Origin of the sequence: Glacieibacterium sp. (assembly GCF_965200405.1) — a bacterium.
In the GTDB taxonomy this organism is placed as follows: Bacteria; Pseudomonadota; Alphaproteobacteria; order Sphingomonadales; family Sphingomonadaceae; genus Glacieibacterium.
This window is the reverse complement of sequence record NZ_OZ241356.1, coordinates 347730-360133: the sequence shown is the minus strand read 5'-3', so window position 1 is coordinate 360133 and position 12404 is coordinate 347730. Positions and strand designations below refer to the sequence as shown.

Annotated in this window: 13 protein-coding genes; 3 read left to right on the top strand and 10 right to left on the bottom strand. The window is 66.9% G+C overall.

Annotation, left to right across the window (positions count from 1 at the left end; all coding sequences use genetic code 11):
* The first annotated feature begins 8 nt into the window (after positions 1-8).
* Positions 9-2003, top strand: coding sequence for a serine hydrolase domain-containing protein (locus tag ACOFKW_RS01675; RefSeq protein ID WP_419815619.1), 1995 nt, complete (start codon positions 9-11; stop codon positions 2001-2003).
* Between the two features lie 18 nt (positions 2004-2021).
* Here the strand turns inward: ACOFKW_RS01675 and ACOFKW_RS01670 are convergent, their stop codons facing one another.
* From ACOFKW_RS01670 to ACOFKW_RS01625, 10 genes are all read right to left on the bottom strand, one after another.
* Entirely contained in the window at positions 2022-3221 is a 1200-nt protein-coding gene (locus tag ACOFKW_RS01670) for a phospholipase A (RefSeq protein WP_419815618.1), read from the bottom strand.
* Positions 3222-3330: 109 nt separating this feature from the next.
* Complete coding sequence (locus ACOFKW_RS01665) at positions 3331-4158, bottom strand: DUF6683 family protein (RefSeq protein ID WP_419815617.1); 828 nt, start codon at positions 4156-4158, stop codon at positions 3331-3333.
* Positions 4159-4246: 88 nt separating this feature from the next.
* On the bottom strand, positions 4247-4909 hold the full coding sequence (locus ACOFKW_RS01660; RefSeq protein ID WP_419815616.1) for a hypothetical protein: 663 nt from the start codon (positions 4907-4909) through the stop codon (positions 4247-4249).
* A gap of 137 nt (positions 4910-5046) precedes the next feature.
* The gene (locus ACOFKW_RS01655; protein WP_419815615.1) at positions 5047-5400 is read right to left on the bottom strand and encodes a helix-turn-helix domain-containing protein; all 354 of its coding nucleotides are present in this window, start codon (positions 5398-5400) and stop codon (positions 5047-5049) included.
* Entirely contained in the window at positions 5397-6176 is a 780-nt protein-coding gene (gene sctT, locus ACOFKW_RS01650) for a type III secretion system export apparatus subunit SctT (RefSeq protein ID WP_419815614.1), read from the bottom strand. Before sctT ends, ACOFKW_RS01655 begins: the two co-directional genes overlap by 4 nt.
* A 13-nt stretch (positions 6177-6189) precedes the next feature.
* Entirely contained in the window at positions 6190-6462 is a 273-nt protein-coding gene (gene sctS / locus ACOFKW_RS01645; protein WP_419815613.1) for a type III secretion system export apparatus subunit SctS, read from the bottom strand.
* On the bottom strand, positions 6459-7118 hold the full coding sequence (sctR, locus tag ACOFKW_RS01640; protein WP_419815612.1) for a type III secretion system export apparatus subunit SctR: 660 nt from the start codon (positions 7116-7118) through the stop codon (positions 6459-6461). Before sctR ends, sctS begins: the two co-directional genes overlap by 4 nt.
* A 3-nt stretch (positions 7119-7121) precedes the next feature.
* Positions 7122-8057, bottom strand: coding sequence for a FliM/FliN family flagellar motor switch protein (locus ACOFKW_RS01635; protein ID WP_419815611.1), 936 nt, complete (start codon positions 8055-8057; stop codon positions 7122-7124).
* Positions 8054-8371, bottom strand: coding sequence for a FliO/MopB family protein (locus ACOFKW_RS01630; protein ID WP_419815610.1), 318 nt, complete (start codon positions 8369-8371; stop codon positions 8054-8056). Before ACOFKW_RS01630 ends, ACOFKW_RS01635 begins: the two co-directional genes overlap by 4 nt.
* Positions 8368-9486, bottom strand: a complete 1119-nt coding sequence (locus tag ACOFKW_RS01625; RefSeq protein WP_419815609.1) for an EscU/YscU/HrcU family type III secretion system export apparatus switch protein — start codon at positions 9484-9486, stop codon at positions 8368-8370. Before ACOFKW_RS01625 ends, ACOFKW_RS01630 begins: the two co-directional genes overlap by 4 nt.
* A 249-nt stretch (positions 9487-9735) precedes the next feature.
* Here ACOFKW_RS01625 and ACOFKW_RS01620 point away from each other — a divergent pair, with 249 nt between their 5' ends.
* Positions 9736-10407: a lytic transglycosylase domain-containing protein gene (locus ACOFKW_RS01620; RefSeq protein ID WP_419815608.1), complete on the top strand. Its 672-nt coding sequence runs from the start codon at positions 9736-9738 to the stop codon at positions 10405-10407.
* Positions 10404-12392, top strand: coding sequence for an FHIPEP family type III secretion protein (locus ACOFKW_RS01615; RefSeq protein ID WP_419815607.1), 1989 nt, complete (start codon positions 10404-10406; stop codon positions 12390-12392). Before ACOFKW_RS01620 ends, ACOFKW_RS01615 begins: the two co-directional genes overlap by 4 nt.
* The last annotated feature ends 12 nt before the right edge of the window (positions 12393-12404 follow it).

Here is a 12404-nt window from a genome sequence, read left to right as displayed (position 1 = left end):
ACAAGCCGATGACCGGAAACTGGCGGCTGGCGGCAGCGCTGGCATGCGTGCTGATCGCGCTTCCGGGCGCTGCGGAGAAGCCCGCGCCTGGTACGCCTGCTGCGGCTAAGGTGCTGCCGTCCCCGGCGCTGCCCGCCGATACCGCGGCGGCCGCTTCGCCGGTGTCCGGCCCACCGGCGTTGACCGCCAGCGACGTCGGTGCCTGGCTCGACGGCTATTTTCCGGGAACCCTGCAGCAGGGCAAGATCGCCGGCGCGCAGGTGGTGATCGTCAAGGACGGCAAGATCCTGTTCAAGAAGGGCTATGGCTACGCCGATGTCGCGGCCAAGACGCCGATGGACCCCGACCGCACCCTGATGAGGATCGGCTCGACGTCGAAGCTGCTGACCTGGACCGCGGTGATGCAGCAGGTCGAGGCGGGCAAGATCGACCTGGGTGCCGACGTCAACAAATACCTCGACTTCAAGATCGTCACCAAGACCGCGCGGCCGGTGACGATGGACGATCTGATGACCCATCGCGGTGGCTTCGAGGAGGGCCTGAAGAACGTTCTCGACACCGACCCCAAGCGTTTCAAGTCGACCGAGCGGTTCCTCAAAGAGAACGGCCGTCCGGCGATGTTCCCTGTCGGCGCTATGCCGGCCTATTCCAACTATGGTGCCGCACTGGCCGGCTATATCGTCGAGCGTGTCTCCGGCGAGCCGTTCGAGTCCTACATCGAGCGTCACATCCTGACGCCCTTGCAGATGCAGCACACGACCTTCGTCCAGCCGTTGCCGGCGGCGCTGGTGCCCTTGATGTCCAAGGGTTATCGGCAGGACGACCAGCCGCCGGTCCCGTACGAACTCGTCGCCACGGCGCCGGCCGGCAGCGTCGCCGCGACCGGGGCGGACATGGCGAACTTCATGATCGCCAATCTTCAGGACGGTCGCTTCGGCGAGGGCCAGATCCTCAAGCCCGAGACCTCTCGCCTGATGCACACGCCGGAGGTTGCGCCCCGGCCCGGCTTCGATACGTTGGCGCACGGCTTCTTCTATGGTCCGCGCAACGGCCATCTGGTGCTGGGCCACGGCGGCGACACCATCGTCTTCCACACCGACATGAATCTGGTGCCCGATCAAAATCTCGGCATCTTCGTCAGCTTCAACAGCCGCGGCGAGAGGGATGCCGTCTACGGCGCGCGGTCGCGACTGTTCGACCTGTTCATGGACCGCTACTTCCCGGTACCGCCGGTCAAGGACGCGCCGCTGGTCGCCGGTGCCGCCGCGCATGCCGCAGCGCTCGCCGGTCGCTATGAAAGCTCGCGCCGGGTCGAGCACGGCTTCATCAGCCTGTTTTACCTGATCCAGCAGGAGAAGGTCATCGACAACGGCGACGGATCGATCAGCCTGGCGTCGATCGAGGGCAAGCGCTTCCGCGAGATAGCGCCGAACCTGTGGCGCGAGGCCGGCGGCGTCCGCGAGCTCCTCGTCACCGGTACCGGCAGCGACCGCCAGATACTTGACAGCACCAACCCGGTCGGCGTCCTGCAGCCGGTATCGTTCGCCCGGAACGCCGACCTCAACCTGTGGATCGGTGGCCTGTCGGTCCTGCTGGTCTTGCTGACCGTGCTGTTCTGGCCGGTCGCAGCCTGGTTGCGGCGGACCCGCCCAGCCGCGCCCTCGGTCACCGGGCGCGCGGTCACGACGCGTCGGCTGACGCGCATCGCGGCGCTTGCCGACCTGGTCTATCTCGGCGGCTGGTACGCGATCGTGGCGCCGATCCTGTCGAACACCCTCGACGCGTATAACGACGGCATGGACGGCGTGATCCGGCTGATGCAGATTGCCGCGATCGTGCCGATCGTCGCGGCGATCATCGGTATCTGGAACGCCGTTACGATAGCGCGCTTCGGCAACGGCTGGGGCGTCAAGGCGCGGGCCGTCATCGTCGCCATGGCGCTTGCCGGCATCGTATGGATCGCGGCTCAGGGTGGGCTGATGAGCCTCGACCTCAACTATTGAGGCACAGCGGACGGGGCGTCAGCGGACGAAGCCAAGACCGAAGCGAACGCGGGTCTGATGCTTGTCATAGTCGAGCAGGTTCTCGCCGTAGCCAGTGAACGCCTGCCCGAACAGATAGAGGTTGAGGTTGGAGGCGATCAGCCGGTTGAGCGGGTAGGACGCGCTGACATCGATCGCGCCCTTGCCGCTGCCGAAGTTGAGGCGGCTGTTGGTGGTGACCCTCAGGCCATCGTCCTGGCCGATCTCGAGGAACAGGCCGGTGTTGCCGCGGTAGCGCCTGATGTCGGGGTTGTCGCTGAGGTCGCCGAAATAGGTCCATAGCCGGGGGCCGACGGACATGCGGTAGCTCCCGACCGGCAAGGTCGCGACGGGCTGCACATAAATGGTGTTGGCGCTTCGCGACGCATCGCCGTCGCGCCCGTTGGACTCGTGCGCGATGCCGAAGCGGCCACCGATGGCAAGTCCCGACGGCTTGACCGGCGCCGGGACGATGTAGAGCAGCTCGGGGTTGTAGTCGACGTTGCGGAAAGGCGACGACTTGGCGCCGAGGTCCCAGTAAAGCCGCTGGGTATAGGCGAAATGCACGCCGTCGAGCAGCGAGCGGCCGGTCCCGATTGCGCCACCCTGTCCGAACAACTGGTATTTAAAGCTGATCTGGATCTTGGCATCGGTATTGGTGCCGGGGCCATAGACCGCATAGATCGGCTGGTAGGCGGACAGGCTGCCGAGGAACGCGTTGCCGGTGTCACCGCTTGGAGAGCTGAGGCTCTGCTGCACGACGACTGGCGCGGTGGGTGCCGGGGCGGTTGACGCGGCAGCGGTTTGCTGGCCGGTGGCGGGCAGGGCGAGCGCAAAGCTTGGTCCATCGGGCAGCGACACCACGCCTTCGCCCGATCCCCGCGCGGGCAATGTGGCACGGTAGAGCTGGCGGGCGAAACCACCGGCGGGCATTGCGATGCGCAGCTCTCCGGCATCGCGCTCGAGCGTGATCGCCGAATGCGCCCCGCCCACTGCTAGGTCCGCCGTCAGCCGCGCCGGAGCCTCGAACTGCAGCGCTGTCGCCCCGGTGTTTAGGTACACGATCTCGATCGTCACCGTTCCACCGGCTTGCACCGGTCTGACCGCGCCGATCAGCGTTTGCACTGCGCCGGCGGCCAGCGTCGGGCCAGTTGCAGCACTCAGGAACAGGCCGATGGCCCAGGGCAACATGCGCGTCATCGCTACTCCGAACCTCGTGCGAGCGCTGGCATCGGTTGCGCAGCTGAGTCGCATATGAGGCGGCGTTTACAGCAGCAGCGCGCCGCGTGCCACAGGATCGTCCGCCGCCTTAGCCGCGGACGAGGCCGCGCTCGGTCAGGCGAAGGGCGCGCAGGTCGTTGCCGGTCTGCTTGGCGAACATCGCTGCAACGCTGTCGCTGAACGGGCGAAGGTTGCCTTCCTTCTGCGCCGACTGCCAGCCGGCGTGTAGCGTGACGAACAGCAGCTTCATCTCCTCGGCCAGGGCACCGCGCGTGGCGGGATCGTCGAACTGCGGATTAGTCGACAGGCTTTGCGCAACCTGGGCGCGGACCGACTGGATGGCGCGCGGATTTGGATCACCCAGTGAGTTGTTGGCGATCATCCAGCCGAGCGACGTATAGGCAGCGACGGCATCCGCGACGTCGTTCTCGCGCAGCCCGGTGCCGCTGATCAGGCTGCGATACGCCTTGGCATAGTCGACCCTAGCGAACTGCTGCTCCATCTGACGTGCCGCCTCGGGCGCAGTCCGCGCCGCGCGGGTGACATAGCCTTGCTGTGCCGCCCGGCGCAGAGCGGGGGTCGGGCGATAGGGCATGGCGATGTTAGCGGCGGCGGGCGAGGCGGGACGGTCGAAGACCGCGATCGGGCCACCAACCTGTCCGCCGAGCTGGCCTGCTAGCGGTCTGGCCGGTCCCGCCGCGCCGATATTGCGCGCGCCGCGCGAGCCAGGACGACCGACGTAGATGCCCGAGGTGCCGACATGCGCGCCGCCGTCGTACATCCCGCGGATGATGTTGGAATTGGTCGCGCCCTGGATGATCGCCGACTGCATCATCGGTGACGCGTCCATGTTCTGCGCCGATGCGGCGACCGGTACGATCATCGATGCGATCAGTCCGATTGCGAACGCCTTCACTGTCAGTCTCCTCGTCTCGACCTTGCCACCCCGAACGCCGACAGGGCGGGCGCATGGCACCCGCCCTCCAAACGCATGAGATGCAGTTTTAGCCCTTGCGCGCTGCCGTCGTCAGGCCTTCGCCGACCGACTTGATCGCGTTGGTGATGGCGCTCATCAGCATGTTGAACTGCTGCGTAAGAGCCTGGAAGTCGGACGACTGCTTGGGATCCTTCCAGTCGAGCGAGTTCGACTTGGAGGCCAGCTCGTCCGCCGCCGCGTTCGCCTGGCGACCCAGCGCCTCGGCGAGGACCATGAGCCAGCTGCCCTTGCTGGAGCCCTTGGCGCCGATGCCGCGGACGTTCCCGTCCTCGTCCGAGCCCTGCTGCGCGCCCTGCAGGATCTGGTTCTGGATGAAGTCCTCGACCGCCGACTGGACGTCGCGCTGGGCGCCGCCGATCTGGGCGGGCGACTGGCGGAACAGCTCACCGGCATCGGCGATCAACGACGCCGAGCCCTGCGCAGCCTGCGAATATTCCTGGGCCGCACCAGCCGGGTTGCCGGCCGCGATGTCCAGTCCGCCCTGCGCCGCGTCGATCATCGGCTGCGGCACGCCGAGCTGCTGGCCGACCTGCTGGAGGATTTCCTTGCCGACTTGCGTCGCAAGCTGCAACGCCACCTGGGCGATCAGGCTGGTGCCGCCCGTCGCCATGGCCAGTGCAGCCTGGGAAACCATCTGCATTGGATTGAAGCTGCCGATACCGAATGACATGTCCAAACTCCCTTGAAAAACCTGTCCGGCCGGGGGTCAGCGAGGCTACCCTCCTGTGTCCGACCGACGATGACTAACTACCGGCTACAACGGCGTCCTTCGATCAGCGATCCGATTAGTCGGCATAGTCGAAACGACTAGTCCGATGGGTAGAACAACAGGCCCGCCAGCGCCGCCAGCTCGCGCATGCCGTCGAGTTCGAGCTTGCGGCAGACGTTCGAAAGGTGAACCCGCACGGTGTTCTCGCTGATCAGCAGCAGCGTCGCGATGTCTGGATTGGCGCGGCCCCAGCCAAGGAAACGGACGCAGGTCAGCTCGGCAGGGGTCAGCTTGAGCAGGGTGGCGCGGTGGCGGGCCGGAACGCGCGCCGCCTCGACGATATGCTCGCCCAGCGTCACCGGCGGCGCGGATGGTCCGGCGACCGCGTCCGACGCCTTGAGTAACGCCGCGATGGCGGCGAGGCGCGGATCCTCGGGCGCGATCCCGCTCAATGCAGCCCGGCGAGCAGCGCCCGCAGCGCCGCCGGCCGGCTCAGAACGTCGTTGATCACCGCCTGGACGAAGCCGGTCAGCATCAGCAGGATCATCGCGGTGGCGACGAACGACTTGATCGACAGCGACAGCTGGAAAACGTTGAGCTGCTGGGCGAAGCGGTTGACCAGCCCAAGCCCGATGTCGATGACGAACAGCACCGCGAGGATCGGCGCCGACATCAGTGTCGCCAGCACCATCAGCCGCCCAAACTCCGCCTCGAACAGCCCCAGCCCGGCCGGCGCGAGGCGCGGGAAGCTGGCAGCGATCGGCCACACCGCATAGCTCTCGAGGATCACCCCGACGAGCAGCGACAGACCGCCGGAAAAGATGAAGACCAGGTTCGCCAGCCGCCCTAGGAAGGCGCCGTTGAGCGAGGTCTGGTGGCCCGACAGCGGATCGACGACCTGCGCCATCGTCGCGCCGACCTTGGCGTCGATGATCTGGCCCGCCGCCTCCAGCGCCCACAGCACCGCGCCGAAGAAGAAGCCGATGACCAGCCCGACGAATGCCTCCTTGGCGTACAGCGCGATCCAGCTGAGCGCGGTGAAATCGTGGAGATCCATCTTGGGCTGGAGCGCGAGCGACACCAGCCCGAGCGAGAACAGGATCGAATTGCGGACCAGCGCCGGGATCGTCTCGGTCGAGAACAGCGGCAGCAGCGCGAACGCCAGCGCGATCCGCGTCGAGGCGATGCCGAGCAGCAGCACCTGATCCGCCCAGGGTCCGAAGGCCATCCCGCCCATGTTGCTAGCGCCGAACCATCGCCGGGAACTCGGTGAACACGCGGTCGGTGAAGCGGTACAGCGACCCAGCGAGCAGCGACGCGGTCAGGAAGATGGTGATGACGATGGCGATGAATTTCAGCGTATATTGAAGCGTCTGCTCCTGCAGCTGGGTCGCGGCCTGGACGATGGCGACCAGCAAGCCGACGATCGACGCGGCGATGATCGGTGGCGCCGACAGGATCAGCACCAGCCACAGCGCATCGATGGTCAGGGAAACGACATCTGCGCCGATCATGTGTAGCTCAGCACCAGGCCATGGGCGAGCTTGACCCAGCCATCGACCAGCACGAACAGCAACAGCTTGAACGGCAAGGAGATCGTCGTCGGCGACAGCATCATCATGCCCATCGCCAGCAGGATGTTGGAGATCACCAAGTCGATGACCAGGAACGGCAGGAAGATCAAGAAGCCGATCTGGAAGGCCACCGACAGCTCGTTGACGACGAAGGCGGGCACGGCGATGACGAAGTCGCGGTCGCTCATCTCGATCGAGCGGGCCGGGTCGACGCGCTGGGCGGTGCGCAGGAAGAAGGCGCGCTCGTTGGGTCGGCTGTGCTTGAGCAGGAACTCGCGCAGCGGCTCCTTCGCCAGATTGACCGATTCCATCATGTTGGTGGTGCTCGATGTCACTCCGGTCAGGCCGTTGGGACCGCCGACCGCCTCCGCCATGCGCGCGCCGACGGGCTGCATCACGTACAGCGTCAGGACCAGCGCCAAGCCATTGAGGACGATGTTCGGCGGCACCTGCTGCAGCCCCAGCGCATTGCGCAACAGGCTGAGCACCACGACGATCTTGGTGAACGAGGTCACCATCACTGCGAAGAACGGTGCCAACGCCAGCGCGACGACGACCGCAAGCGCCGAGCCGGGGGTAAAGGTCGAAAGATCCATGACCTAGCCGACCGTGCCGGTGCGACCGGTGATCAGCACGCCGTACGCCTCGCCGACCGCGACCAGCTCGCCCGTCGCCACCGCCGCGCCGCCGATCTCCAGCGTCACCGGCATGGCGGCGCCGGCGATGCCGAGCGGCAGGACGCTGCCCGGCGTCAGCCGCGCCAGGTCGGCAAGGCTGACGCTGCCGCCGTCGATGCGCAGGCTCAGCGCGAGCCGCAGGTCTGGGTCGAGGTTGGCGTCTGGTGCATCACTCACTCGGGGCGTCCCTTGGTTTATCGTTATGGTTGCAGTGGCGGGGGCGAGGCGCGCGGGCCATCGCTGACCGGCGGTTTCGACCGCGCCGGCGAGTTCGCGCCCGCCGATCAGGACGAGGTCACCGACCGCGAGCGCCTCGATCCGGTGGCGGGCGAGGGTCGGGCCGGCGCCGAGGAAGCTGAAGCCGGTGACCAGCCGTCCGATCGACGCGTCGAAGCGGGCGGGCTGTGGCGGCGGGCTGAAGCCGGCGCTTTCGTCGAAGCCGAGGACGACGGCGTGATGGATGACGCCGGTCGCGTCGCGCGCTTCGACGTGGAGGCGCAGGGGCAACTCGGCGCGACCGATGCCGCTGGGGCGGAGCGCAACACCAAGGCAGCGCTCGACCGCCGCGATCAGCGGCTCCAGCCCGGCGAGCGTCGCCAGTGCCGAGACCGCATCGGGCTTGCCGTCGTCGCCGTGCAGCATCGGCACGCCGCCCTCGACCAGCAGCGGCGCGACCTCGATGTCGCCGCCGGGTGTGCTGAAGCGGATCGCGGCGGCTGCGTCGGCGTCCGCCAGCCGGGCGTGCAGCGCCAGCGAGCCGGCGGGCGCACCGTCGATCGCGGCCAGCAGGCGGGTCTGCAGCGCGGCCAGTCGCGGCTCGATCCGCGGCAGTCGCATGGCGAGGGCGGCATGGCTCATGGCAGCTCCACCGGTGGCACAGCGGTTTCGGGCCAGCGCGCCAGCAGCGTGATGCCGCCGGGCGTCACCCCGATCAGCAGGCGCTCGCCCTCGGCCTCGATCAGCATCACCCGCTCGCGCGTGCCGACCGGGAGGGCGCGCAGGAAGCGCAGTGCCCGGTCGGTGCCGGCGGGGCCGGTGCTGGCGCCGCTGATGCTGCGATCCTGCCATAGTTTCAGCAGTTTGATCGCGCCCCACGCCAGCCCGAGTACGAAGGCCAGGGCGAGGACGGTGGCGAGGATGCTGCCGAGCGCAGCGGTACCGGTCTCGCTCATTTACGGCGCTCGATCATCGCGTCGCGTTCCTTGCGGGCCCAGAGGATGATTTCGGCGATCGCCTCGAACATGTCGCGCGGCACTAGGTCGTTGATGACGCCGCGCTCGAACAGCGCGCGCGCCACGTCGATGTTGCGGATGATCGGCACGCCCGCCGACTCGGCCGCCTCGCGCATCGCCTGGGCCAGCGGGCCTTCGCCCTTGGCGGCGACGATCGGCACCGGGCAGGTCTCCGGATCATAGTCGAGTGCAATCGCCAGGTGGGTCGGATTGACGACCAGCACGTTGGCGGTGCGGGCGGCACCGACCGCGTTCTGGTTGGCGTATTCCTGATGCATCGCCTTGCGCTGCTGGCGAATGTAGGGATCGCCCTCATTCTCCTTCACCTCGTCGCGGATGTCGCGCAGGCTCATCCGCAACTTCTTGGTATAGCTGTGCTTCTGCCAGCTGATATCGACGATAGCGACGCCGACGAAGGCCGCCAGCGTCCACATCAGCATGCGCGCCGTCAGCGTGCCGGTTTCGCGCAGCGCTTCCGACGCCGCAGCCCGTCCGACACCCTGCATCGTCGGCATCGCGCCGGTCGGCAGCCCCGCGACGATCTCGGGCAGCGAAGCGCGCAGCACGAGGAAGGTGATCAGCAGCATCAACAACGCCTTGGCGACGGTCTTTGCCAGCTCGACGACATTGTCCATGCTGAACATCTTCTTCAGCCCCTCGATCGGATTAAGCTTGTCGAGTGACGGTGTCATTTTCTCGAAAGTGAAGATCGCGCCGGTCTGCATGAACTCGGCAAACAGGCCGACCAGCGCCGCAGGAATCATCGTTACTGCGGTGAGCAGGACGAATAGCCAGAACGCTGCGAAGCCGATGTCGGACCACGCCTGGGCGAACGGCAGGCCGCGTGCCACGGCATCGAAACTGGTGTTGAATAGCGCCGCCAGCCGGTCACCGGCAAAGCCCGCGCCGAAGGTCGTCAGCAGTAGCCAGGCGAACAATCCCGCCACCGAAGTCAGGTCTTTTGACTTGACAACGTCACCCTTTTTACGCGCATCGGAGATGCGCTTTTGGGTCGGTGCTTCGGTCTTGTCGCCGCCGTCATTCTTTTCGGCCATGTCCGCCCCTCAACCAGGTTTTCTCGCACGATGTACCCGATCGGTACGCACGACGTTCGGTGCGATCACCCCCTTTTGATATTAGACTAGCGAGAGAAGGCGCTGAGCGGAAGTTTCGAATAGCTGCAAGGCGCTGTTTGACATAAATTATTCACGGAGCCTACCTTATAACCAGTCAATGAGGCGTCGATACTGTGGAACTAACAAAGTCGTTATAGGTTCGTTCCGAATAATTCTTGTGGAGCCGATGTGCAGTTGCGGGGCGTCTCGATCTATTGTGCGCTGGGCGCCTGCGTCCTTGTCGGGCTGAGTCCGGCGCCTGTGCTGGCGGCCTGCGCGGGGCTCTCCGCCGGGGCAATTTCGGCAAAGTTTAGCGAGGCGGCGCTGTCCTGCGGTGCGGCGACCGAGGGCGCTGTTCAGGCACCCGCCACCGCATTTGTCGACACCCCGCGCAGCGTCGGTATCCGCTACAGCGTCCCCGCCAGACGGGCGTCGCGCTACGCCCGCCCGCGCCGGGGCTCGGCCGGCGGCGACACTATCGTCCGAGTCTCGCAACGCTACCGAATCGACCCGCTGCTGCTCCATGCCATCGTCGCAAAGGAGTCCGCCTATCGGCCCGGCGCAATCTCCTCGAAAGGCGCGCTTGGCCTGATGCAGGTCATGCCCAACACCGCCCGGAGCCTCGGCGTCCGCGACCCGCGAATGATGCTGACCGACCAGGAGCTCAGCCTGTCGACCGGCGCCTCGTACCTCAAGCAATTGCAGGGCCGCTTCGGCAACGACGTGCCCGCCGTGCTCGCCGCCTATAACGCCGGGCCGGGTGCGGTGCAGCGTTACGGCCGTGCCGTGCCCTATGCCGAGACGCGCAACTACGTCTCCACCATCATGTCGCGCTACCGCAGCGCGCGGGGCGGGCGATGAGCGCCGAACGCTTCCTCAACATCGGCGTCCCGGGCGCGCGCTCGTCGATCGCCAGCCGCTTTGCCGACGTCATACTGGTCGCGGGCGTGGTGTCGATCATCGCGCTGATGATCCTGCCGCTGCCGTACTGGCTGATCGACACGCTGGTGGCGTTCAACATCACCTTCGGCGTGCTGCTCCTGCTGACCACGCTGTACGTCCGCACGCCGCTGGACTTCAGTGCGTTCCCGTCGATCCTGCTGGTGACGACGCTGTTCCGGCTGGCGCTATCGGTCAGTACGACGCGAATGATCCTGCTCAACGCCCACGCCGGCAAGATCATCACGGCGTTCGGCACGATGGTGGCGGGCGGCAATCTGGTCGTCGGCATCGTCGTCTACATCATCATCGTCGTCGTCCAGTTCATCGTCATCGCCAAGGGTGCCGAGCGCGTTGCCGAGGTCGCGGCGCGCTTTTCGCTCGATTCGATGCCCGGCAAACAGTTGTCGATCGACTCCGACCTGCGCTCCGGCCTGATCGACAAGGACGAGGCGCGCCGCCGCCGCCGGACGCTGGAGCTCGAGTCGAAGCTGCACGGGTCGCTCGACGGCGCGATGAAATTCGTCAAGGGCGACGCCATCGCCTCGATCGTCATCGTCGTCATCAACCTGATCGGCGGCATCACCATCGGCGTCTTCCAGCGCGGCCTCGATTTCGGCCATGCGGCGCACACCTATTCGATCCTGACCATCGGCGAGGGCCTGGTCGCGCAGATCCCGGCGCTGCTCGCGGCGATGGCGGCGGGTCTGCTGGTGACGCGCTCGACCGACGAGGAGCGCTCGCAGCACCTCGGCGAGGCGATCCGCTTCCAACTCGCGGCAAACCCGCGCGTGCTGGTCTTCGTCGGCGGCATCGCGATTTTGATGGCCTTCGTGCCCGGCTTCCCGGCGCCTGTGTTCATCGGGCTGGGCGGCGCGCTGATGATCGCCGGCGCCGCGACCCACCCTCGCATGAAGCCTCGCTTCGACCGCTTCGTCGCGCCGTTGCAGGCGCAAATCCAGCGCGGCCCGACGCCGGCGCCCGCGACTTTGCTCGCAGCGCCTGCCGAGCCGAAGCCGGTGGTGCCGCTGCTCCTCCAGCTGCAGATGCCGCAGACTGCTGTGGAGGCGGCGTCGATCAACGTCGCGCTGACTGCGATGCTCGACACGCTGCAATACCGCGTTGGCGTACCTTTGCCGGGGATGCAGCTCCACTTCGAAACCGCTGGCGAGGAGCGACGCTGGACCCTGCTCGCGTTCGAGACCGCCATCGGTCGCGGCGAGTTCGAGGCCGGCGACGAGGGCGCGGCGGCACTGGTCGCCACCGTCCGCGACACGCTACGCCGGCACCTGTCGATGTTCATGGGCGTGCAGGAGGCGACCGCGATCCTCAACAAGGTCGGCAACGACTATCCCGAGGTCGTCAAGGAAGCCGTCCGCACCGTCCCGACGACGCGGATCGCCGAGGTGTTGCGCCGCCTGCTCGAGGAGGAGGTCCCGCTGCGCAGCATGCGCGACGTGCTGGAGGGCATTGCCGAGGCCGGGGCGCAGGAGCGCGAGCCGGCGCGCATCGCCGACATCACCCGCGTCACCCTCAAGCGCTACCTGATCAGCGCCTATGCCAGCGACGGGCTGCTCAAGGCGCTGGTCGTGTCGTCGGAGCTGGAGGACATGATCCGCGGCTCGGTACGCACCGTCGACGGCGTCGAGCGGCTGGCGTTCGAGCCCGACCAGGCGCGTGACCTGGTGGCGTCGATCCAGGACGCCTTCCACTCGACCGGGGCGAGCGTGTTGCTGACCGGCTTCGACATCCGCCGGGCGCTGCGCAAGCTGATCGAGCCCGACCTGTTCGACCTGCCGGTGCTCGCCTTCAACGAACTCACGCCAACGATCAAGCTCGAGGTCGTCGGCCAGATCCGGGTGCCCGTCAGGCAACTCGGCAATTCGGGCGCGCTAGCCGCAGAATGATGCAGCGCGACA